A 22214-nucleotide genomic window follows, 5' to 3' on the forward strand; every position below is an offset into this window, starting at 1 on the left:
GAGACATTCCCATGACCCGTTTGCTTTCGACCACCGCCATCGCGGTTCTTGCCTGCCTCGCGCTGCCCGGCGCGGTATCGGCGCAGGCCCCCGCTGCCGCCCGGCAGTTCCAGGTCATCAAGCCCGGCACGCTCTCCGTCGCGGCCCAGCTTCCGGCGCCGCCCGCCCGCGGCTCTCAGGAAGAGAAGCTGGAGCTTCAGTATCTCCACGCGCTTGTCGCATCGACGTCCGCAGCGCGCATGGAGCAGGCCCGCGCGGACGATGCGCACGAGGACCCTTCGATCTTCGACGATGTGGTGGGCACCAGCCTGAAGAACCTCCCGGCAACCTGGGCGCTTCTCGAGACGGTGCAGAACGAGATCGAGGTCGCGGCTGACGATGCCAAGGAGCACTTCGCCCGCACCCGCCCCTGGGGCGTCGACCCGACCCTGCCGAACTGCGACGCGGGCAAGGGCAAGAAGCCGACCCGCAGCTATCCCAGCGGCCATTCGCTGCTCGGCTATTCGAGCGGCCTCGTGCTGGCACAGCTGATGCCGGGCAAGGCGCCGGCGATCCTCGCCAAGGCCCGTGACTATGCACTCAGCCGCGAGATTTGCGGCGTCCATTTCCCGAGCGACACCGAAGCGAGCCACGTGCTCGGCTCGATCGTCGCCGAGCGCGTGCTCGACACTCCGGCCATCGCGGCAAAGGCCTCGGCCGCCCGCGCGGAACTGGCCGCTTTCGACAAGAACTGAACCGAATTTCTTTCATAGGGGCGACACCATGAAGAATGCCATCAAGTATACCCTGCTTGCGGGGGCGACGGCGCTCGCCTTCGCTTCGGCTCCGGCTTTCGCCAGCGATGCCGATGCGGATCCCTCCAGCACCCGCCAGTCCCGGGGCCAGGCCAACGACGCCAACGCCCTGACCACCTCGGACATCATCGTCACCGGCACGCACGAGACGGAGCAGGCCCCGTCGATCGCCTCGCTCGCGACGACCCAGCCGCAGGCAGCCGTTTCGCAGACCTATATCGACAAGGCCGCGCCGCTGACGGCGGACTTTTACCAGTTGGCCTCGCTGACGCCGGGTGTGACGCTGACCGGCGCCAACAACGGCATCGGCCTTGGCGAATCCAAGATGTCGATCCGCGGCTTCAAGGACGGCGAATACAACGTCACGTATGACAGTATTCCCTTCGGCGACACCAACAACCCGACGCACCACAGCACGGCCTTCTTCCCCTCGAACACGATCGAGACGGTCGTGGTCGATCGTGGCCCCGGCAACGCCAGCCAGCTGGGTCAGGCGACCTACGGCGGCAACGTCAACATGTACTCCAAGGCCGTGGCCGACGACTTCGGCGTTCGTGCCGACGCCACGGTGGGCAGTTTCGAGACCTATGTGGGCCGCCTCGCGGTGCAGACCGGCGCGATCGATGCGCTGGGTGGCGCCAAGTTCGTGGTCTCGGGCCAGGTGATGGATTCGCAGGGCGCACTGACATACAGCCCCACCCATTCCAAGAACATCTTCGTCAAGGGCGTGATCCCGATCGGCACCGCCAACACGCTGACGGTGCTGTCCACCTACAACGCCAATGTCTATTACGAATCCGACACCGGCTTCGGCACTTGCGGCACCGGCGCTAACAGCGGCGACATCACCGGCGAGAACTGCACGGTGGGCGGCATAGCCGATTTCGGCAAGCGCTACGGCAACACCAACGATCCATCGGTGACCAGCAAGTACGCGCAGAACTACTGGGGCTACAACCGCACCAGCAAGCAGACCGACTTCGAGATTGTCCGCCTGCAGAGCGACCTCGGCTCGGGCCTGACGCTCGACAACCGCGTCTACATGTATGGCTATACCAACCACACCAGTTCCGGCAACGACGGCACCGGCAACTCGGCCAACGTGGTGGTGCTGACGCCGGGCGGCAGCAAGACCGCCGGCGTTCCGGGCTACGACAAGCAGAACAAGTACCGCACGATCGGTTACATCGGCGAGGCGGACTACGAATTCGAGCACGGCCGCCTGCGCGTCGGCGGCTGGTATGAGCATTCGGCCAGCGATCGCCATCTGATCAACTACGACCTGTCGACGGGCAAGCCGAACTACATCGTCGGCAAGTCCAACATCGACTACATCCAGCATTCGGGATGGGACCAGTTCCAGCTTTTCGGTGAACTGGAATATCGTCCGATCGAGGGCCTCTCGATCACGCCGGGCGTCAAGTACGTGCACTTCACCAGGCAGATCGATGCGGAGGTGAACCAGAAGACCCACGCTCCGCTGAATGCCAAGGCCACCTGGACCGACGTGCTGCCTTTCCTGACCGCGAATTACCAGATCCGCTCGGACTGGACGGTCTATGCGCAGTACGCCAAGGGTATGTACGTGCCTGACTTGTCGAGTTTCTACTCGACGTCGTCTTCGCTCGGCAGTTCGCTTTCTGCGCTCCAGCCGCAGCGCAGCACCAACTACCAGATCGGCACCGTCTATCACGGCCGCCGCTTCGCGATCGACGTCGATGCCTACAAGATCGACGTCAACAACAAGATCGCCTCGCCGACCGTCGCCGGATCGGACTCCTCGCTGCTGGTGAACATCGGCAAGGTCAAGTACAAGGGCGTCGAAGGCCAGATCAGCGTGTTCCCGGTGACCGGCCTGACGCTGTTCGCCAATGCCTCGTACAATAAGGCCGAAAGCGGCACGACCGGCACGCAGATCGCCAAGACGCCGTACACCACCGAAACGCTCGGTGTGTTCTACGATCACGACGGTTTCTTCGCATCCTATACGCACAAGTTCACGGGCGCGCAGTATGCGACCGAAGCTGATACCAACGCCTCGTTCCGCCTCTATCGCTTGGCTGCGTACAATGTCGGGTCGCTGGCAGTGGGTTACGACTTCGGCAAGTACCGCGTGAGCCTCAACGTCTACAACCTGTTCGATGACGACCACGTGATCGAGGTCAAGAACAGCAGCAAGGGCGCGCCGACGACCGCTGGTCTCAACGGCAAGTCCGTGCAGTCGGGCTACGGCCCCAACGACCAGCTGCGCTTCAACCCGCCGCGCAGCATCCAGGGCACACTCTCGGTCAAGTTCTGAGGCGATGGCCCGTCAGGTGGGAGCACCTGACGGGGCTGAACCGCGACTTGCTTCTACCCCGCCGAGTGGATCGGGGAGTCACGCGTCAGCTCCACCGTCCTGGTGATACGAATGCGATCGAGGAAATGTCGGTCGTGGCTGACCACGATCAACGCACCGTCGTAGGCGAGCAGACCGGCCTCGATCGCGGCGATGGCATCGATGTCGAGATGGTTGGTCGGCTCGTCGAGGATGAGCAGCGGCGGCGGGACGGGATTGCCGAGGACACAGGCCAGCCCGGCCCGCAGCATCTGGCCTCCGCTCAGGGCGTGGACGGCCTGGTCGGCGCTTGCCGCCCGGAAGCCGAAACGGGCAAGCGCGGCGCGGCAGGCATTGTCGTCGAGCCCCGGATTCAGCCGCATGAAGTTCTCGGCGATGGTGCTCTCTCGCTGCAGGACGCTGACCTGCTGGTCGAGCAGTCTGCCCGGAACATGCCGTTCCACGCGTCCCGACGATACCGCGAGTTCGCCGAGGATGACCCGCAGCAAAGTCGATTTTCCGCTGCCGTTGGCCCCGGTGACGGCGACCCGTTCGGGACCGGTAATGCGCAGCGACACATCGCGCAGCACCGGTGCGCCATCGCCGTAACCCGCCGAGACGTGGTCGAGCGTCAGCACCTCGCGCGATGGATTGAGGCCGGTCGGTGCGACCTGGACGGACAAGGGCTGCAGTACCTCGATCCGAGCCTTGGCGCGTTCGACCGAGAGGTCCGCCTCGCCGCGCTGCCGTTCGGCGAGGCGCCGGTTTTCCGCGCCGCTGTTCTCGGCCCGCTCGCGGCGGGCGCCGAGCAGGATGCGCGGCATCCCGCCGCGTTCGGCCTGTCGGTTGCCCGCGGCATCGCGCCGTTGCTGGCGTTCGGCGGTCACTTGTGCCTTGCGGGCCACGCTCGTCCGATGGCGCTGCGCCGCCGCCAGATCATGCTCGGCGGTAGCGAGTTCGACGGCCTTGCGTGCGCTGTAATCGCTCCAGTTGCCGCCGTACCGCGTCGCGCCCAGCGAAGTCAGTTCGACGATCGCGTCCATGGTATCGAGGAGTTCGCGGTCATGGCTGACGACGATAGCGCCCGCACGCCAGTTCGCCAGCATATCGACGACGGCGGCTCTGCCCCCGGCGTCGAGGTTGTTCGTCGGCTCGTCGAGCAGCAGGAAATCAGGTTCGGCGAAAACCAGCCCGGCCAGTGCCGCGCGTGTCCTCTGCCCGCCTGACAGGCTGGCGAGCGGCGTATCGAGAGGCAGATGCAGTCCCAGTCCGGCGAGCGCATCGGCCGCGCGGGCTTCCAGCGTCCAGTCGGCATCGCTCAGTTCGTCCATCGTCGCGATGCCGGCCTCGGCCCTGCGAAGGACCGCGAGCGCAGCGGCGGCACCGAGAACGTCGGCGACGGTTTCACCCGGCGCGGTCTGCACGGTCTGCCGCAACAGCCCCACCGTGCCATGGATGCGGACGCCTCCCCTGGAGGGGGACACGCCGCCGGCGATGATACCCAGCAACGTCGATTTGCCGATGCCGTTGCGTCCGATCAGCCCGGCGCGTTCCGAGCTGAAATCGAGCGTCAGGTCATCGAGAACGCGTCGGCCGTCAGGCGCGGACCAGGCGAGATGGGAAACGGAAATTGAGGCAGGCATGAACACGGGTTTCCTTGGCGGCAAGGCAGGTAGGCGATGCGGTCAGGGAAAGGTTCAAGGTTGCGCACTCCGTATTGGCTGGAGCAGGAGATAGCCATTGTTTGCCGAGACTGCAATCCTGAGGATAGACGACGTATCGTCCGCCCATGGCCGCCGATCATCGACGCTCTTGATCCAAGGTTCGCCAACCCGTCATGCGCCCAGTGCATGCACGCGGCAGTGTTCGAGATAGCCCCTCTCATGCCGTCCGGCGAGATCGACGACCGTGCGCCACAGCCATGACGGCGCGTCGAGGCCTCCCGACCGGCCGCGCTGCAACGTTCGCGCCCAGGAACGTCGGGTCGCCGGGTCCATCTGCCGCGCATGGGCCTTGCCGACGACCCAGGCCAGATAGCGTGCGGATTTGAGCGCTTCCGCGCGGGAGAACTGCTCGACCTCGATCTTGAGGTCCTGCGGCATGAGTTCGCGCACGAACAGCGAATGTCCGTGCAGCCGGGCCGTCGCCATACGGCCGCCGAGATAGGGCGACAAGGCGCGCGCAGCGGCAAGGACGCGCTCGGCAGGGTCTTGCGGCATTTGCGCGTCTTCGGCGGCGGGGGCGATCGGTTCGATCGCTTCCTTGATATCGACGAGGGCGTGGTCCGTCCCGCGTTCCCCGTCGAGGGCGACGATGGCCGCATAGCGCATCAGGCCCAGCGAACTGCAGCCCTTCATCCAGTATGCCGCATCGACCATGACGGGGCGCCGTTCCTCGCCTTTGCTATCGAGCGACAGGATCATGCGGCTTACCGGCCGGTGGGTCACGATTTCGCGAAGGCCGGTCGCCTCTTCTTCGCTCAAAGGCCAGAAGCGGCGACCCAGGGGAATCCGGGGCTCTACATCGTCGAGCCGTTCCTTCGCCAGGTGCCGCCATTTCCGGCCGACGGCGCGGCGACGGACCACACGCACGATGTCCGGTTCGCCATCGCCGTCTTCTTCGCCGTTCTCGGGTCCGACGAAGGCCTGTTCGTAGCCGTCCACCATCTCTTCCATCATGCGCGCCGTGACGACGCCCGGCAGGTCCGATCCACGGGCCGCCGTGGCGAGCGATAGCCCCAGCCTGATGAGGTCGTGGGCGGGATTGCCGATGACCGCCTGGTCGAGGTCGCGGATCTGGATCGCCACTTTGCCGCCGCCGTTGGAGATCGGCCCAAGATTGCCGAGATGGCAATCGCCGCAGATCCAGACCGCAGGACCTTCCGGGACGATGCGGTCGCCGCCCTCCTCGGTAAGCCAGCGGTAGAACAGCAGCGTATTGCCCCGGACATAGGCATGGGCGGACCGTGCCATCTTGAGATCCCTGCGGGCATGAAGGGTGGCAAGGCGGTCTGACGGCACGATGAATTTCATGACGTCACGAACGAGCAATGATTACGCGTGTTCCGGCGCCGGTGCGCGATTGCCGGATCGACGCTGCCGCCGGGCCGGGGCGGGATGCCGGAAATTGCGCCTCGACCAGAGGCAGCTTGCCGCTTTCAGCCCTGCATCCGCCGGTTCCGGTAGCAGGATGGAGTCTCGCCGCAGAACTTGAGGAAGGCACGGTTGAAGCTGCTCTGGCTGCCGAAGCCAAGTAGTTCCGCGATCACGTTCATCGGCGCATCGGACTGCGAGAGCATCTGCTGCGCGCGCTCCAGCCGGGTCTTGAGCACGAACTGGTGCGGCGTCATGTTGGTCGCCTTGCGGAACACGCGGCACAAGTGCGACGGCGTGATGCCGGCGTCGGCGGCCATCTTCTCCAAGCTGTGCTCCGCCTCGGGATGGCGGCGGATGGTGTCCATCATGTGGTGGATGCGGTAGGAGGAGAACGCCGAGACCGGGAAATCGGACGCCGTCGTGCGCGCCGGGCCGCGCAGCATGTGCGCCTTCAGCGCGTCGATCAGCGAGGCGACGTAGATGTCGCGGGCGCCCGATTCCGGTTCGTAAAGCTCTGCCAGGATCTGTCGCGAGAGGGCTGAGCCGAGCGGGTCGTTGAAGGCGAAGCGCATGCGCGAGAACTGGTCGAGCACCGAGGCCGAGCGCAATTCGTCAGAATCGATGCTGAGGGTGATGACGTCCAGTTCGCCGTCGACCAGCCAGCGCGTCTGCATCGTCGCGGGCACGATGGTCGCCGCGCCGGGGTAGGCGGCGTCGTCGCTCCAGCCGTCGCGGTCCCAGGTGCGCACGTTGGCCTTGCCCGCAAGCTGCACCACGAACAGCGGGTCGGGCAGGCCGGGCAGGGCGTAGCTGCCCACGAACTGGCGCCAGCGGCTGAAACGCCAGCGCCCGTCGCTCGATTCCAGGCTGACCTCGGGGCCGCGCCGCAGGGTGTCGGCAATGATCGCCTCGCCGTGCCATGTGCTGGGCGAGGCGATGTCGCATGCGGCGATCATCGCGGTGTGCCCTGCGCGGTGGCTCGCGATCGCTGCTCTGGGCAGATCGTGGCGATTGCGTCCATTGTCATCCTTTTCCCGGTCCGGCAGCCAGGGCTGCTCTTTCGATCCGGACAGGGTAACGCAAAATCCGCGCAACGCCTTGTCGAAAATGCGCATCGATTTTGACGTTTCTTGATCAGCCGGACTACGGCACTCCCCGTTCGTCCAGTCCCATGCCGCGCGCGATGATCTCCAGCATGATCTCGTTCGATCCGGCGAAGATGCGGCTGATGCGCGCGTCGGTGTACATGCGGCTGATGCGGTACTCGTCCATGTAGCCCGCGCCGCCGTGGAGCTGGACCCCCAGGTCGGCGGCTTCGCCCTCCAGTTCGCTGGCCACCAGCTTGGCGGCCGCCGCGTCCTCGGGCGTCAGGCGCGCGGCATTGGCGAGGAGCACCAGCTGGTCGATCCACGCCTGCGCCGCGTCGATACGGCTGCGCAGCGCGGCAAGGCGGAAACGGTTGTGCTGGAACAGGCCGACGGGGCGTCCGAAAGCGGTGCGCGTCGCCGCGAAGTCCAGCGTCAGCGCCAGCGCGGTCTGTGCCGCCGCGATGCTGGCGATGGCCGCGACCAGACGTTCGGTAGCAAGGAAGCGCATCAGCGCGGGCAGGCCCGCCTCGGGATCGCCCAGCACGTTGTCACCGGGCACTTGTACGTCGTTGAAGAACAACTCGGCGGTATCCTGCGCGGCGAGGCCCATCTTGCCCAGCTTCCCGCCCCGTTCGAAGCCTGCCATGCCGCGATCGACGACGAAGAGACCGAGCGTCCTTTCCCCAGTGCGCGCGGCGACGACCACCGCGTCGGCAAGAATCCCGTTGGAGATGTAGGTCTTTGCGCCGGTCAGCCGCCAGCCGTCGCCCTCCCGGACGGCGCGGGTGCGGATCGCCCGCAAGTCGCTGCCGCCGCCCGCCTCGGTCATCGCGATGGCCAAGATCGTCTCGCCCGAGACCACGCGCGGCATCAACCGGCCCTGCAGGGCCGGCGTGCCCAGCGCGGCGATGTAGGGGGCGACGAGATTGCTGTGCAGGTGCAGGTAGAACCCCGGTTCGCCGCCGCGCACGTTCTCCTCGATGACGATCTGGTCGAAGCGCAGGTCGGCCACGCCCGCGCCGCCGTGGGCGGGATCGGCCCAGAGGCACAGCAGCCCGGCATCTCCGGCCTTGCGGTACACCTCGCGCTCAACGATGCCTTCGCGCCGCCAGCGTTCGGCGTGGGGAGCGACTTCGGCGGCCATGAACCGCGCGGCCGAGGCGCGGAACTGGTCGTGTTCCTCCGCGAAGATCAGGCGCTCCATGATCAGCGGGCCTTGAACTCGTCGATCAGCTTGCGCTTCATGAGCTTTCCGGTGGGTTCGCGCGGAAGTTCGTCGCGGAATTCGAAAGCCTTGGGCGTCTTCACGCTGCCCAGCGCGGCGCGGGCGAAGGCGCCGAGTTCCTCCGCGAGCGCAGGGCCGGAGGCTACCCCCTCGGCGGGGCGGACGATGGCGAGCACGCATTCGCCCATCTCCTCGTGCGGGACGCCGATCACCGCCACGTCGGCGACCTTGGGGTGGGTGACGAGGTGGTTTTCGATCTCCTGCGGATAGATGTTCACCCCGCCCGAGATGATCATGAAGCTGCGCCGGTCGGTGAGAAACAGGTAGCCGTCCGCATCGACGTGGCCGACGTCGCCCAGCGTCGCCCAGCCCCGGTCATTGTGCGCCGTGGCGGTCTTCTGTGGATCGTTGTGGTAGACGAACGATGGCCCATCGGCGAAATAGACGTCGCCGGTCGCGCCGGGAGGCAGTTCGCGGCCCTCGGGATCGAGCACCTTCACCTTGCCGAGCACCGCCTTGCCGACCGAGCCGGGGCGCGCCAGCCACTCGGCCGAGGACAGCGCGGTGATCCCGCAGCATTCGGTGCCCGAGTAGTACTCGTGGACGATCGGCCCCCACCAGTCGATCATCGCCTGCTTGACCGGCACCGGGCAGGGCGCGGCGGCGTGGATCACCGCTCGCAGCGAGGAATGATCGCGCCGCGCGCGCGCTTCGGGCGGGAGTTTCAGCAACCGCACGAAGTGCGTGGGCACCCATGTCGCGTGGGTGATGCGGTGGCTCTCGATGAGCGCGAGCGCTTCCCCTGCATCGAAGCGCTCCATGATGACCACGGTGCCGCCGAGCCGGTGGATCGTCATCGCCCAGCGCAGCGGCGCCGCGTGGTAGAGCGGCGAGGTGGAGAGGTACACGGTGTCCTCGCCCATGCCGTAAAGCGCAGTGCCCATCGTTTCCAGCGGCGTCGTCTCGTCCAAGGGGCCTTGCGGCAGCGGCGGCTTCACGCCCTTCGGGCGGCCCGTGGTGCCCGAGGAATAGAGCATGTCGGTGCCCGCGCTCTCGTCCTCCACCGGCGTTTCAGGCCAGGACGCGGCCGTGCTGCGCCAGCGGCCGGCATCGTAGCTCTCGACGCCGGGCGCATCGCGCAGGGCTTCGGCGGCGAGGGGGGCGAGGCGGTCGGAGTGGACCAGCAGGCGCGCGCCGGAATCGCGCAGGATATAGGCGATGTCGGCCGCGCCCAGCTTGGTCGAGATGCTGGTGAGGTAGAGCCCGGTGCGCTGCGCGGCCCACGCGACGTCGAAGATCGCGCTCTCGTTGTCCATCAGCAGGGCCACCACGTCGCCGCGCTTCGCGCCGAGGTGGCGCAGCAGGTGGGCGCCGCGATTGGCGGCGGCTTCCAGTTCGCCGTAGCTGACCGTTTCTCCCGTCGCCGGAATGACGAGGGCGGGGCGCTGCGCATCGCTGAGGGCGAAGGGCCTGGGGTGCATCGATGAAACCTCTCTCGGGCAAGTTCGGGCGCGGACTCTGTCGATCCGCCGTCGCCGCGACATTGGGGCGCAAGGGGGCGAGGGCTCAAGGCGAGCGCAAGAAATGACAAAAACGGGATCAAGCCCGGTTAAAGCCATGGAGGCTCGCAGCGGCTAGTCATGGGGCAACCCGACGAAGCCCCTGAGATGAAAAACGGGGCGAGGGAGGAGAGGTAGAAATGAACATCACCAAGGCTGGAATCGCGTCCGTCATCCTGAGCTGCGGCGTTTCCAACATCGCGCTGGCGCAAGAGGCGACGCAGGCTCCGCAGGCCAGCGAAGCGGTTGCCGGAGACATCATCGTCACCGCGCAGCGCCGGTCGCAGTCGCTGCTCGACGTGCCGCTGGCGATCTCTGCGCTGGGCGGTGACGCACTGGAATCAAAGGGAATTACCAACTCCGCCTCGCTGGCGACGGCAGTGCCGAACCTGCAGGTCAGCAGCTCGTTCGGGCGCACCCAGCCCAACTTCTCGCTGCGCGGCATCAGCGTGGCGAACGAGTTCAATTCCAACCAGGCATCGCCGGTCGGCGTCTATATCGACGACGTCTACATCGCCGCGCGCACCAGCCATGGCATGGGCCTGTTCGACCTCGACCGCGTCGAGGTGCTGCGCGGGCCCCAAGGCACGCTGTTCGGCCGGAACACGACCGGCGGCGCGATCAATTTCATCACACGCCAACCCAAGCTGCAGGGCACCGAGGGCTACCTTCAGGCGGGCTACGGCAACTACAACACGTTCAAGGCGCAAGGCGCGGTCGAGACAACCATGGTCGAGGATGAACTCGGCCTGCGCATCGCCGCGAACTACGAAAAGGGCGACGGACAGATCCGCAACGTCTACCCCGGCGGCCGCGACGCCAACAGCGTGGACTCGCTGCAGGGCCGCGTCGCCCTGCGCGCCAAGCCCGGAAACGGCGCCGTCGACATCAAGATCCGCGCCTATGCCGGACGCGATCGCGGTACGCAGGCGACCCCGCTCGGCATCCCGAGCGAACGCGCCACATCGAACCTCGGCTTCTTCGAGATCAACGAGAACCGCGTCGGCCTCAGCCGCACCGACGCATGGGGCATCGCGGGCAACGTCTCGGTGGAGTTGAGTCCCACCGTCACCTTCACCTCGATCACCTCGTATGACGGCGGCAAGCTCGATCTCGATCAGGCGGCTGATGGATCGCCCAACGACGTGCTCGATATCACGTGGCAGTCCGGCTTCCGCCAGTTCAGCGAGGAAGCGCGGATCAACTACGAAGGCGATGCGCTGAAACTCGTCGGCGGCCTGTTCTATGGCTGGGACCGCACCGTCACCGACAACCGCTTCAACATCGGCAGCGCGCTGGGCGTGGGCGTCGACGGCGGGTTCTTCCAGCACTACCGCCAGAGCCGCCGCTCCTACGCCGCGTTCCTGCAGGGCGACTATGACCTGACCGACAAGCTCGTCCTCACGCTGGGCGCGCGCTACACCTGGGATCGCGGCCAGTACCGCGACGGCTATGCCTTCCTCTTCGCGGGCGGCGTGGACGATGCGATGACGCCGATCGCCTCGACCGTGCCCTGCAGCGGGGCACCGGGCACTTGCGCCTACGACCCGAACGCGCGCTTCAACCTCGACGGCAAGAACAACGCGCTGACCGGCCGCGCGGCGCTGAGCTACACCTTCGACAACGGCCTTCTGGTCTATGCCAGCTACAGCCGCGGCTATCGTTCGGGTGCGTTCAACGGCGGCAGCTACACGTCCTCGGCAGGCGTCAACTACGTTGAGCCGGAGCGCGTCAATGCCTACGAGGCGGGCGTGAAGGGTCGCCTGCTGGGCAACATGCTGACGCTTTCGGCGGCCGGGTTCTACTACGACTACACCAACCAGCAGGTGCAGGACTTGCGCGCCGGTCCGGTCAACTTCCTCGTCAATGCGCCCAAGGCCGAAGTCTACGGCGGCGAGATCGAGGCCACCCTGCGCCCCGCACCCGGCTTCACGATCAATGCCTCGGGCGGCTACCTCCACGCCACGTACAAGGAACTGTCGCTGCAGGGCGTCGACCTGTCCGGCAACGCGCTGCCCTTCGCTCCGCGCTGGACCGCGCAGTTCGGAGTAGACTGGAAGGTGTTCGACACCGGGCGTGATAGCGTGACCTTCTCGCCCTCGGTCAACTACTTCAGCCGCCAGTACTTCTCGCCCTTCAACACGACCGACGTGGCGGGCACGGGCCAAGTCAATTCCGAACTGCAGCAGGGCGCCTATGCCAAGGTCGATGCGGCGCTCGTCTGGCAGCATGACAACATCGAACTGCGCGGCTGGATCAACAACGCCTTCAACCGCAAGGTTCTGGCCTATGGCCTCGACCTGCGCGGCGCTGGCTTCAACTACAACCTGCTCGTCCCCGCCGCGCCGCGTACCTACGGCGTGACCGCGCGCGTCAGCTTCTGAGCGGGAGCCGCGCGTCATGATCGAAGCTCTCACCACGCCGGACCTGAAGGACCCCGACCTCTATCTGGACCGGGCGCCGCATGACGTGTTCGACCGGCTGCGCACCGCGCAGCCGGTCTACTGGAACCCCGAAAAGGACGGGTCGGGCTTCTGGTCGCTAACCCGCTATGCCGATATCGTCGAGGTATCGCGCAATCCGGCGCTGTTCTCGTCCGCCAGCGAGAACGGCGGCCACCGCATCTTCAACGAGAACGAGGTGGGCCTGACGGGCGCGGGGGAATCGGCGATCGGAACCCCGTTCATCTCGATCGACCCGCCCACGCATACCCAGTACCGCAAGTTCATCATGCCTGCCGTAGCCCCGGGTCGCCTTGCCGGGATCGAGGAACGCATCCGCGAACGCTGCCTTGCGCTGGTGGAAAAGATACCTCTCGGCGAGCCGGTCAACATCGTCCCGCTGCTCTCCGCGCCGCTACCGCTGCTGACGCTGTGCGAACTGTTCGACCTGCCCGCCGAGATGTGGGTGAAGCTCTACGACTGGACCAACGCCTTCGTCGGCGAGGACGACCCGGACTTTCGCCAGAGCCCCGAGGCGATGGCGACGATCCTCGGCGAATTCATGGCCTTCTGCGCCCGGCTGTTCGAGGAACGCCGCGCCGCGCCGGGGCAGGACCTCGCCACGCTGCTGGCGACGATGGAGGTGAACGGTAGCCCCGTCACCTTGCGCGAATTCACCGGCAACATGATCCTCGCGCTTGTCGGCGCGAACGAGACGACGCGCAATTCGCTGAGCCACAGTATCGTCGCCTTTGCCGAAAACCCCGAGCAGTGGGATCGCATCCGCGCCGAGCCGGACCTCATCAAGACCGCCGTGCGCGAGATGGTGCGCCATGCCAGCCCGGTCATGCATATGCGGCGCACCGCCATGGCCGATACCGAGATCGGCGGGCAGGCCATCGCCAAGGGCGACAAGGTGGTGATGTGGTACATCGCCGCCAACCGTGACGAGAGCGTATTCCCCGATCCGCATCGCTTCGACGTGGGGCGCGGCAATATCCAGCACCTCGGCTTCGGCACCGGGCAGCATGTCTGCGTCGGCTCGCGGCTGGCGGAGATGCAGTTGCGCGTCGCCTTCGGCATCCTAGCGGAGCGCGTGGCCCGGTTCGAGGTGCTGTCGCCGCCGCGCCGGTTCCGCTCCAATTTCATCAACGGTTTGAAAAACCTTGACGTGGTGCTGATCCCGGGATGACAGGAGACACGAATTTGCTTGGTTTCGACGGTCTGGAACTGCCCGATCTGGCGCTGACGGCGGGTGGGGACCGGCTCGCCTCCGCCGCGACACTGCCTGATGTGGACCCGTGCTCGGAAACCGCTTTCGCGGATGTCCCGGTGGCCTCGGCCTCGCAGGTCGATCAGGTGGTGGAGGCGGCATGGCTGGCTTTCCGCGCGCCCGCATGGCGCGGCCTTGCCCCGCTGGCGCGCGAGCGACTGCTGCACAAGCTGGCCGATGCGATGGAAGCCGACCTGCCGCGCCTCGCCGCGCTGGAGGCGCTCGATACCGGCAAGCCCGTCGGTATCGTCGAGGCGGTGGATATTCCCGCCGCGATCTCGTGGCTGCGTGTCTATGCAGGCTGGCCGTCGAAGCTGGCGGGCCGGGCGGGGACGCTGTCCGCAACGCCGGGCGACTATCACGTCTATTCGCGGCGTGAGCCGATCGGCGTCGTCGCGGCGATCACGCCGTGGAATTTCCCGCTGGTGCTGGCGATGTGGAAGGTCGCCCCAGCGCTGGCGGCGGGCTGCACCGTCGTCCTGAAACCCGCGCCGGAAACCCCGCTGAGCGCATTGCGGCTGGTCGAACTGGCGCGCATCGCGGGGTTTCCCGAAGGCGTGCTCAGCGTCGTCACCGGCGACGGCGCGACCGGCGCGGCGCTGGCGGCGCATCCGCGCATCGCCAAGGTGGCCTTCACCGGTTCCACCACGACCGGGCAGGCGATCCTCGCCGCCTCGGTGCCGGACCTCAAGCGCGTGACCCTGGAGCTGGGCGGCAAGTCGCCCTCGATCATCTGCGCCGATGCCGTCCTCGCCAGCGCCATACCGCAGGCGGCGATGGGGTGTTTCTTCAACTCAGGCCAGGTCTGCTACGCGGGCACGCGGCTCTACGTGCATCGCTCGGTCTACGACGAAGTGCTCGAAGGCATCGCTGCCGTGGGCAGCGCGCAGAAGCTGGGGCCAAGCTCCGACCGCGCCAGCCAGCTCGGCCCACTCATCAGCGCCCGCCAGCACGAGCGGGTCACCGGCTTCGTCGAGCGGGCGAGGGCGGCCGGGATCGAGGCGATGCCCTCCGCCGCCGTGCTGCCCGAGCGCGGGTTCTACCATGCGCCGACCGTGCTGCGGAATGTCCCCGCCGACGCCGAAGTCATGCGCGACGAAGTGTTCGGCCCGGTCCTCGCCACCGCGCCGTTCGACGATATCGAGGAAGCCATCGCGCGCGCCAACGACAGCGCCTTCGGCCTCGCCGCGCATGTCTTTAGCCGCGATCTGGCCACCGCGCACCGGGCCTCCGCCGCGCTGGAGGCGGGCACCGTCTTCGTCAATTGCGTGATGCTGGCCGACCCGGCCTTCCCCTTCGGCGGCATGAAGATGTCCGGCATCGGGCGCGAAAACGGCAGCGAAGTGCTCGACGCCTATCTGGAGCCCAAGTCGGTGGTGATGGCCCTATGATAAACGCGACCCACTCCGGCGGCTGCCTCTGCGGGCAGGTGCGCTATGCTTTCGAGGGCGAGCCCTTGCTCGCCGCCGTGTGCCACTGCCGCCATTGCCAGCGCCAGTCCGGCAGCGCCTTTTCGCTGGTCATCGCGGTGACCGACGCGGCCTTCTCCCAGCAGGGCGAGACGCGGGTGTTCGAGGATATGGGCGACAGCGGCCAGCCCGTTTCGCGCCATTTCTGCCCCGCCTGCGGCTCGCCCATCGTCTCGATCGCGGGGGCGCTGCCGGGGCTGACGCTCATCAAAGGCGGCACCCTCGACGAACCGGGGCGCTGGACGCCTGCCCTCGAGGCCTACTGCGATGGCAGCCTGCCATGGCTCCCCCCCGTGGCCGCCGAACGCCACGCCCGTTCCAATATCGGAGAATGACCATGCCGAGTGCCCTGTTCGACCTGACCGGCAAGACCTGCTGGGTTACCGGCGCCGCCTCGGGCATCGGCCGCGAGACGGCGCTGACGCTCGCCCGCCACGGCGCCAGCGTGATCGCCAGCGACCTCAACCTCGAAGGCGCTGAGGCGACGGCGCAGGAATGCGGCGATGCGCTGGCGCTGGCGCACGACGTCAGCGACGAGGCCGCCTGGGCGAGTTGCGCCGCCGCTGTGCAGGAGCGTTTCGGCAAGCTCGACGTGCTGGTGAACAATGCGGGCATCATGATGTCGCGCTCGTTCTCGGAAGCCCCGGTGGAGATCCTGCGCCGCCAGAACCGCATCAACGTGGAGAGCGTCTACCTCGGCATGCAGACCGTCGAGCCGCTGATGAAGACGGCCATCGCGCAGGGTGCGGCAGGGGCATCGATCGTCAACCTGGCCTCGATTTACGGCAAGGTCGCGGGCGCGCAGTTTGCCGCCTACAGCGCCACCAAGGGTGCGGTGCGCGCGCTCAGCAAGGCGGTGGCCTACGAGTGGGCGAGCGCGGGCATCCGCGTGAACTGCGTGCTGCCTGGCCCGGTCCAGACCAACCTCGGCGCCGACTGGGAGCCGCCGCTCGATGCCGAGGGCAATCCGATCCCGCCCGAAGTCGCGCTGGCGGCCTGGGCGTCGCTGATCCCGATGAAGCGCCTCGGCGTGGCGAGCGACGTCGCGCCGATGATCGCATACCTTGCCAGCGACGCCGCCGCCTTCGTCACCGGCGCCGAATTCACCGCCGACGGTGGCTACACCGCAGCCTGAGGGAGCCCGAGCATGCACACCACCGCCGCCATCGCGCGTGAGGCCCACGGCGACTTCACCGTCGAGCCGGTCGACCTTGCCGAGCCCCGCGCGGGTGAGGTGCGGGTGCGGATCGCGGGCGTCGGCCTGTGCCACACCGACCTGATCGCGCGCGACCAGTTCATCCCGATCCCGCTGCCCGCCGTGCTCGGCCACGAAGGCGCCGGGTTCGTCGAGGCCGTGGGCGAAGGCGTGACCAAGGTCGCGGTCGGCGACCGGGTGGTGCTGGGCTTCTCCAGTTGCGGCCACTGCCCCCGCTGCGAAGAACACCTGCCCTCCTATTGCCGCGAGTTCCCGGTTCTGAACTACGCAGGCGCGCGGGGAGACGGCAGCACCGCGATCAGCATCGACGGCACGCCGGTCTCGGCCAACTTCTTCGGCCAGTCGTCCTTCGCCGCCCACGCCGTGACGCACGAACGCAACCTCGTTCGGATCGAGGCGCATGACGTGCCGCTCGAACTGCTGGGGCCATTGGGCTGCGGATTCCAGACTGGCGCGGGCGGGGTGATGCGCTCGCTGGCGTGCCCGGCGGGATCGAGCATCGCGATCTTCGGCGGCGGCCCGGTGGGGCTGGCGGCGGTCATGGGCGCAGTGGTTCAGGCGTGCGTGACGATCATCCTCGTCGAACCCTTCGCCGCCCGCCGCGCCATGGCGCTTGAGCTGGGCGCAACCCACGTCATCGATCCGGCTGAGGGCGATGTCGGCGCCGCTATCCGCGCGATCCTGCCGGACGGCGTGGAGTTCGCTTTCGAGACCAGCGGGCGCGAGGCCGTCGTCGAAACCGCTCTGGCATCGTTGTCCAGCCACGGCCTGCTGGGCCTTGTCGGCGTGCCCCCTCGGCCCGAGAGCAGCCTGTCGATCAACCTCGCCTCGCTCATCACTTACGGCCATCGCATCCACGGCATCGTCGAGGGCGACAGCGACCTCCAGACCTTCATCCCGCAACTGGTGGGCCTCTACCGCGAAGGCCGCTTCCCGTTCGACAAGCTGATCCGCACCTACCCCCTCGCGCAGATCAACGAGGCGGTCGCCGCGCAACTGAGCGGTGAGTGCATCAAGGCCGTGCTGGTCCCCTAGAGAGCAGGATGTCTCTACACCCTTTCGTCATTGCGAGCGTAGCGAAGCAATCCAAGGGCGGTTTGCGCGGCCCTGGATTGCTTCGCTACGCTCGCAATGACGAGGGTGGGGCGATGCTCACCGCATCACCCTCGCGGCGCGAGGCCCCGCACAAGCACATCGACCATCGTGGCGGCCAACGCCTCGGCGCTCTGTTCGCCTTGCGCCGCGTACCATTGCCCGGGCCAGTTGAGTGCGCCCGCCAGCGTGAAGGCGGTCATCCGCACGTCGAGCGGCGCGATCGAGGCGTCTTCAACACCCGCCGCCACCAGATCGCGCATGGCCTGGTCGATCCGCCGCTTGAGCGCCCGGAAATGCGCGCGGCCTTCCTCGGACAGCACGTTGTCGTCGGTGCGCACTACGCAGCGGCCGAAATCGTCCATGTTGATCTCGGCATAGCGGCGCAGGAAATGCGTGAGGCGCGTCAGGCCGCTGCCCGGCTCGCGCTCCGCTTCCGCCGCCGCCTCCTGCAGCAGTTCGAGGCCGCGCGTGATGCATTCCAGCAGCACCTGCTCCTTGTTGCCGAGGTAGCGGTAGATCGTCGGCTTGCTGATGCGCAGGCTGGCCGCGACCTCGTCCAGCGAGGCGGCCTGGAAGCCGCGCGCGTTGAAGGCGCGCACGGCCGCAAGCAGCACGGCCTCGCGCTTCTGGTCCTTCTCGCGAAGGCGGTCCTCGGGCGAACGGAACGGGGAATCGATGAAGTCTGGCTCAGGTGTCGTCACGGCTTTTCCTTGTCTGGCGACATTGACAAGAAACGCGTCGTTATGCAACGTACTCAAGAGTACGTAAGAAACCAATGAGTTTCATGAGCCTCCCGGAGACGCGATTCGCGCTGGACCGGGGGCAGTTGCGGAAAGGGATTCCTGATGAAGATCGAAGGCGTGGCGGCAATCGTGACCGGTGGCGCATCCGGCCTTGGCGCGGGCACCGCGCGGCGGCTGGCGGCGGCGGGGGCGAAAGTGACCCTGTTCGACCTCAACGCCGAACTGGGTGCTGCGACCGCGCGCGAGATCGGCGGGCACTTCGTATCGGTCAACGTGACCGACGAGGGCGCCGTCGAGGCCGCGCTGGAAGAGGCCGAGGCGCTGAACGGCAAGGCCCGCATCCTCGTCAACTGCGCCGGGATCGGCCCGCCCGCCAAGGTGATCGGGCGCGACGGCAAGGCGATCCCGCTGGCGGATTTCTCCAAGATCGTGACGATCAACCTGATCGGCAGCTTCAACGTCCTGTCGAAGTTCGCCGCGCGGCTCCACGATGCAGACCCGATCGGCGAGGAGCGCGGGGTGATCGTCAACACCGCCTCGGTCGCGGCCTATGACGGGCAGATCGGGCAGGCGGCCTACGCGGCGTCGAAGGGCGGCATCGTCGGCCTGACGTTGCCGGTGGCGCGTGAATTCGCCCGCTACGGCATCCGCGTGATGACGATCGCGCCGGGCATCTTCTGGACCCCGCTGCTGGCGACGCTGCCGCAGGAGGCGCAGGATTCGCTCGGCAAGCAGGTGCCGTTCCCCAGCCGTCTGGGCCAGCCGGACGAATACGCGCAGCTGGTCGAAAGCATCGTCACCAACCCGATGCTCAACGGCGAGACGATCCGCCTCGACGGCGCGATCCGGATGGCGCCGAAGTGAGCGGCGTACCCGGTGCCGGTCCCGAATTGACCGCGCAGATCGCCGCAAAAGTCGAAGCCTTCGTGCGCGAAGTCGTCGCGCCTTACGAGAAGGACCCGCGCCGCGATCACCACGATTGCCCGAGCGAGGAACTGGTCGCCGAACTGAAGGCCAAGGCGCGCGCCGCCGGGGTGCTGACGCCGCATATCCTGCCGGACGGCCGCCACCTGACCCAGCGTGAGACGGCGGTGGTGCTGCGTGCCTCGGGCCTCTCGCCGCTCGGCCCGCTGGCGCTCAACACCGCTGCGCCGGACGAGGGCAACATGTACCTGCTCGGCAAGGTGGGCAGCGCGGCGATCAAGGAACGGTTCCTGAAGCCGCTGGTGGAAGGGCGCGCGCGCTCGGCCTTCTTCATGACCGAACCGGCGGACGAGAACGGCGCCGGGTCCGACCCTTCGATGATGCGGACGACCTGCCACCTCGACGGCAATCACTGGGTCATCAACGGGCGCAAGGCGTTCATCACCGGCGCGGAAGGCGCGCAGGTTGGCATCGTCATGGCGAAGTCCACGGACGGCGCCTGCATGTTTCTGGTCGACCTGCCCGATCCGGCGATCCGCATCGAGCATGTGCCCAACACCATCGATTCCTCGATGCCCGGCGGCCATGCCGTGGTCGCCATCGAGAACCTGCGCGTGCCGGCCGACCAGATGCTTGGGCAATCGGGCGAGGGGTTCCGCTATGCGCAAGTGCGCCTCGCGCCCGCGCGGCTGTCGCACTGCATGCGCTGGCTGGGCGCCTGCATCCGCGCCAACGAGATTGCCACCGACTACGCCAATCGCCGCATGGCCTTCGGCAAGCCGCTGATCGACCACGAAGGCGTCGGCTTCATGCTGGCCGACAACCTGATCGACCTGAAGCAGAGCGAACTCATCATCGACTGGTGCGCGGACGTTCTCGACGTGGGCGAAGCGGGCGGCACCGAAAGCTCGATGGCCAAGGTCGCGGTGTCCGAGGCGCTGATGCGGGTGGCGGATCGCTGCGTGCAGGTGATGGGCGGGCAGGGCGTGACCGCCAACACCATCGTCGAGCAGGTGTTCCGCGAGATCCGCGCCTTCCGCATCTACGACGGTCCCACCGAAGTCCACAAGTGGAGCCTCGCCAAGAAGATCAAGCGCGACTGGAAGACGTCACATGAGCAGCACTGACGCCGCCGCCAATGCCGGCACCGGCGCCGTGCGCGAGGGCTATCGCTTCGACGAGGCGCGGCTGGCGGCGTGGATGGACGCGCATGTCGAGGGCTTCGCCGGGCCGCTCACGGTCGAGCAGTTCAAGGGCGGGCAGTCCAACCCGACCTACAAGCTGGTCACGCCGGGGCGCGCCTATGTGCTGCGGCGCAAGCCGCCGGGGCAGGTGCTGAAAGGCGCCCACGCGGTCGAGCGCGAGGCGCGGGTGCTGTCGGCGCTAGGGGCGACGGGTTTCCCGGTGGCGCATGTCCATGGCCTGTGTCTGGACGAAAGCGTCATCGGCAGCTGGTTCTACGTGATGGAGATGGTCGAGGGCCGCATCTTCTGGGATGCGACGTTCCCCGACGTTCCGCACGGGGAGCGCGCCGCCTACTTCGCCGCGATGAACGCAACGATCGCCGCGCTGCACCGGATCGAGCCGGACGCGGTGGGGCTGGGCGACTACGGCAAGCCGGGCAATTACTTCGAGCGCCAGATCGCCCGCTGGTCGCGCCAGTATCTGGAGGACACCGAGGCGGGCCGCGATCCGGGCATGGACCGGCTGATCGAATGGCTCCCCACGGCGATCCCGGCGGGCGACGAGACGCGCATCGTCCACGGCGACTTCCGCTGCGACAACATGATCTTTCATCCCACGCAGCCGCGCGTGCTGGCGGTGCTGGACTGGGAACTTTCGACGCTGGGGCATCCCCTGGCGGACTTCGCCTATCACGCGATGATGTTTCGCATGCCGCCCGACATCGTGGCGGGGCTGGGCGGCGCGGACATCGCGGCGCTGGGTATCCCGTCGGAGGCCGAATACCTCGCCGCTTATTGCCGCAACGTCGGGCGCCCGCCGATTTCGGAGCAGGACTATGCGTTCTGCATCGCGTTCAACTACTTCCGGCTGGCAGCGATCTTCCACGGCATCAAGGGGCGCGTGATCCGGGGCACGGCCGCGTCCGAACACGCCCGCGAGCGTGCCGCCAGCCTGCCGCGCATCGTCGCGCTGGCAGTGGAAAGCATGGAGGCCTGCCTGTGAGCGACACACCTGTACTGTTCGACCTTGCGGACGGCATCGCCCGCGTCACCCTCAACCGGCCCGAGGCGGGCAATGCCATCGACCTTGCGATGGCGCGCGCGCTGGCCGAGATCGCCATCCGCTGTGAGACCGACACCGCGATCCGCTGCGTCGTCCTCACCGGCGCGGGGCGGCTGTTCTGCGCGGGCGGCGACGTGGGGCTGTTCAAGTCCTCGGGCGATCATGTCGATGCGCTGCTGAGCGAACTGGCGGGCACGCTGCACATGGCGCTCACCCGCTTCGCGCGCATGGCCAAGCCGCTCTTGGTGCTGGTCAACGGACCGGCTGCGGGTGCGGGCCTCAGCCTCGCGATCGGCGGCGACGTGGTGCTCTGCGCACGGTCGGCGCACTTCACAGCCGCTTACGGTACGCTCGGCCTGACGCCCGACGGCGGGATGAGCTGGTGGCTGCCGCGCCTCGTGGGCCTCCGCAAAGCGCAGGAGATCATCCTCACCAACCGCCGCATCAAGGCCGACGAGGCCGAGGCGATCGGCCTGGTCACCCGCACCGTCGATGACGAGGCGCTGGCCGCCGAGGGCGACGCGCTGGCCGCCCGCCTTGCCGATGCCGCCGTGGGTGCGCTCGGCGCGGCGCGGGGACTGCTGCGCCAGAGCCTTGAGACCAGCCTCGACGCACAACTGGAACGCGAAGTCGCGGCGATTACCCGGTCGGGCGCCGCACCCGAATGCCGTGAGGGCCTTGCCGCCTACTTCGAAAAGCGCACGCCGAACTTCAAGGGAATCTGACAC

Annotated in this window: 18 protein-coding genes; 12 read left to right on the plus strand and 6 right to left on the minus strand. The window is 67.4% G+C overall.

Annotated features, from left to right (window positions below; genetic code table 11):
• Positions 1–11: 11 nt before the first annotated feature.
• Together BES08_RS22930 and BES08_RS22935 are read left to right on the plus strand one after the other, a co-directional pair.
• Positions 12–734, plus strand: coding sequence for a phosphatase PAP2 family protein (locus tag BES08_RS22930; protein ID WP_008828627.1), 723 nt, complete (start codon positions 12–14; stop codon positions 732–734).
• 28 nt (positions 735–762) lie between these two features.
• The gene (locus tag BES08_RS22935) at positions 763–3093 is read left to right on the plus strand and encodes a TonB-dependent receptor (protein WP_051587054.1); all 2331 of its coding nucleotides are present in this window, start codon (positions 763–765) and stop codon (positions 3091–3093) included.
• A 53-nt stretch (positions 3094–3146) separates the two neighbouring features.
• Here BES08_RS22935 and BES08_RS22940 read toward each other — a convergent pair whose 3' ends face one another.
• From BES08_RS22940 to BES08_RS22960, 5 genes are all read right to left on the minus strand, one after another.
• A complete protein-coding gene (locus tag BES08_RS22940) occupies positions 3147–4754 on the minus strand; it encodes an ABC-F family ATP-binding cassette domain-containing protein (RefSeq protein ID WP_036528406.1) in 1608 nt (535 codons plus the stop codon).
• A gap of 192 nt (positions 4755–4946) precedes the next feature.
• Positions 4947–6143: a DUF2252 family protein gene (locus BES08_RS22945; RefSeq protein ID WP_036528355.1), complete on the minus strand. Its 1197-nt coding sequence runs from the start codon at positions 6141–6143 to the stop codon at positions 4947–4949.
• Between the two features lie 125 nt (positions 6144–6268).
• On the minus strand, positions 6269–7321 hold the full coding sequence (locus BES08_RS22950; protein ID WP_231958341.1) for a helix-turn-helix domain-containing protein: 1053 nt from the start codon (positions 7319–7321) through the stop codon (positions 6269–6271).
• A 28-nt stretch (positions 7322–7349) separates the two neighbouring features.
• Positions 7350–8498 (minus strand): acyl-CoA dehydrogenase family protein, encoded by a 1149-nt coding sequence (locus BES08_RS22955; protein WP_036528352.1) that lies wholly within the window; start codon positions 8496–8498, stop codon positions 7350–7352.
• 2 nt (positions 8499–8500) lie between these two features.
• The gene (locus BES08_RS22960; RefSeq protein ID WP_069709471.1) at positions 8501–10000 is read right to left on the minus strand and encodes an acyl-CoA synthetase; all 1500 of its coding nucleotides are present in this window, start codon (positions 9998–10000) and stop codon (positions 8501–8503) included.
• 218 nt (positions 10001–10218) lie between these two features.
• Here BES08_RS22960 and BES08_RS22965 point away from each other — a divergent pair, with 218 nt between their 5' ends.
• From BES08_RS22965 to BES08_RS22990, 6 genes are read left to right on the plus strand one after another with little or no spacing between them, the layout of a single operon-like run.
• The gene (locus BES08_RS22965; protein ID WP_069709472.1) at positions 10219–12462 is read left to right on the plus strand and encodes a TonB-dependent receptor; all 2244 of its coding nucleotides are present in this window, start codon (positions 10219–10221) and stop codon (positions 12460–12462) included.
• A gap of 16 nt (positions 12463–12478) precedes the next feature.
• Complete coding sequence (locus BES08_RS22970) at positions 12479–13711, plus strand: cytochrome P450 (RefSeq protein ID WP_036528346.1); 1233 nt, start codon at positions 12479–12481, stop codon at positions 13709–13711.
• A gap of 14 nt (positions 13712–13725) precedes the next feature.
• The gene (locus BES08_RS22975; RefSeq protein WP_036528402.1) at positions 13726–15183 is read left to right on the plus strand and encodes an aldehyde dehydrogenase family protein; all 1458 of its coding nucleotides are present in this window, start codon (positions 13726–13728) and stop codon (positions 15181–15183) included.
• Positions 15180–15596, plus strand: a complete 417-nt coding sequence (locus tag BES08_RS22980) for a GFA family protein (protein ID WP_036528344.1) — start codon at positions 15180–15182, stop codon at positions 15594–15596. The genes BES08_RS22975 and BES08_RS22980 overlap by 4 nt, the downstream gene beginning before the upstream one ends.
• Positions 15597–15598: 2 nt before the next feature.
• On the plus strand, positions 15599–16396 hold the full coding sequence (locus tag BES08_RS22985) for an SDR family NAD(P)-dependent oxidoreductase (protein ID WP_036528400.1): 798 nt from the start codon (positions 15599–15601) through the stop codon (positions 16394–16396).
• 12 nt (positions 16397–16408) lie between these two features.
• Positions 16409–17512, plus strand: a complete 1104-nt coding sequence (locus BES08_RS22990) for an NAD(P)-dependent alcohol dehydrogenase (protein WP_008833202.1) — start codon at positions 16409–16411, stop codon at positions 17510–17512.
• Positions 17513–17637: 125 nt separating this feature from the next.
• Here BES08_RS22990 and BES08_RS22995 read toward each other — a convergent pair whose 3' ends face one another.
• Positions 17638–18273 carry a TetR/AcrR family transcriptional regulator gene (locus BES08_RS22995; RefSeq protein ID WP_036528342.1) on the minus strand — a complete coding sequence of 212 codons (636 nt, stop codon included), beginning with the start codon at positions 18271–18273 and terminating at the stop codon, positions 17638–17640.
• Positions 18274–18417: 144 nt separating this feature from the next.
• Between BES08_RS22995 and BES08_RS23000 the strand changes: the two genes are divergently transcribed.
• The 4 genes from BES08_RS23000 to BES08_RS23015 are packed head-to-tail and all read left to right on the plus strand — an operon-like array spanning position 18418 to position 22211.
• Entirely contained in the window at positions 18418–19179 is a 762-nt protein-coding gene (locus tag BES08_RS23000; protein ID WP_036528340.1) for an SDR family NAD(P)-dependent oxidoreductase, read from the plus strand.
• On the plus strand, positions 19176–20366 hold the full coding sequence (locus BES08_RS23005) for an acyl-CoA dehydrogenase family protein (RefSeq protein ID WP_197524496.1): 1191 nt from the start codon (positions 19176–19178) through the stop codon (positions 20364–20366). Before BES08_RS23000 ends, BES08_RS23005 begins: the two co-directional genes overlap by 4 nt.
• The gene (locus BES08_RS23010; protein WP_036528338.1) at positions 20353–21426 is read left to right on the plus strand and encodes a phosphotransferase; all 1074 of its coding nucleotides are present in this window, start codon (positions 20353–20355) and stop codon (positions 21424–21426) included. The genes BES08_RS23005 and BES08_RS23010 overlap by 14 nt, the downstream gene beginning before the upstream one ends.
• Positions 21423–22211, plus strand: a complete 789-nt coding sequence (locus BES08_RS23015; RefSeq protein ID WP_051587051.1) for an enoyl-CoA hydratase/isomerase family protein — start codon at positions 21423–21425, stop codon at positions 22209–22211. Before BES08_RS23010 ends, BES08_RS23015 begins: the two co-directional genes overlap by 4 nt.
• Positions 22212–22214: the final 3 nt, after the last annotated feature.

The sequence above is a fragment of the Novosphingobium resinovorum genome, assembly GCF_001742225.1.
GTDB classification, from domain to species: Bacteria; Pseudomonadota; Alphaproteobacteria; order Sphingomonadales; family Sphingomonadaceae; genus Novosphingobium; species Novosphingobium resinovorum_A.

What these genes read in the sequence shown, in the direction of transcription:
- BES08_RS22955 (WP_036528352.1), bottom strand. Translation starts at nt 8,498, where the DNA reads ATGGAGCGCCTGATCTTCGCGGAGGAACACGACCAGTTCCGCGCCTCG.
- BES08_RS23010 (WP_036528338.1), top strand. Translation starts at nt 20,353, where the DNA reads ATGAGCAGCACTGACGCCGCCGCCAATGCCGGCACCGGCGCCGTGCGC.
- BES08_RS22990 (WP_008833202.1), top strand. Translation starts at nt 16,409, where the DNA reads ATGCACACCACCGCCGCCATCGCGCGTGAGGCCCACGGCGACTTCACC.
- BES08_RS22980 (WP_036528344.1), top strand. Translation starts at nt 15,180, where the DNA reads ATGATAAACGCGACCCACTCCGGCGGCTGCCTCTGCGGGCAGGTGCGC.
- BES08_RS22945 (WP_036528355.1), bottom strand. Translation starts at nt 6,143, where the DNA reads ATGAAATTCATCGTGCCGTCAGACCGCCTTGCCACCCTTCATGCCCGC.
- BES08_RS22950 (WP_231958341.1), bottom strand. Translation starts at nt 7,321, where the DNA reads ATGCGCATTTTCGACAAGGCGTTGCGCGGATTTTGCGTTACCCTGTCC.
- BES08_RS22940 (WP_036528406.1), bottom strand. Translation starts at nt 4,754, where the DNA reads ATGCCTGCCTCAATTTCCGTTTCCCATCTCGCCTGGTCCGCGCCTGAC.
- BES08_RS22985 (WP_036528400.1), top strand. Translation starts at nt 15,599, where the DNA reads ATGCCGAGTGCCCTGTTCGACCTGACCGGCAAGACCTGCTGGGTTACC.
- BES08_RS22935 (WP_051587054.1), top strand. Translation starts at nt 763, where the DNA reads ATGAAGAATGCCATCAAGTATACCCTGCTTGCGGGGGCGACGGCGCTC.
- BES08_RS22965 (WP_069709472.1), top strand. Translation starts at nt 10,219, where the DNA reads ATGAACATCACCAAGGCTGGAATCGCGTCCGTCATCCTGAGCTGCGGC.
- BES08_RS22930 (WP_008828627.1), top strand. Translation starts at nt 12, where the DNA reads ATGACCCGTTTGCTTTCGACCACCGCCATCGCGGTTCTTGCCTGCCTC.
- BES08_RS22970 (WP_036528346.1), top strand. Translation starts at nt 12,479, where the DNA reads ATGATCGAAGCTCTCACCACGCCGGACCTGAAGGACCCCGACCTCTAT.
- BES08_RS23000 (WP_036528340.1), top strand. Translation starts at nt 18,418, where the DNA reads ATGAAGATCGAAGGCGTGGCGGCAATCGTGACCGGTGGCGCATCCGGC.
- BES08_RS22960 (WP_069709471.1), bottom strand. Translation starts at nt 10,000, where the DNA reads ATGCACCCCAGGCCCTTCGCCCTCAGCGATGCGCAGCGCCCCGCCCTC.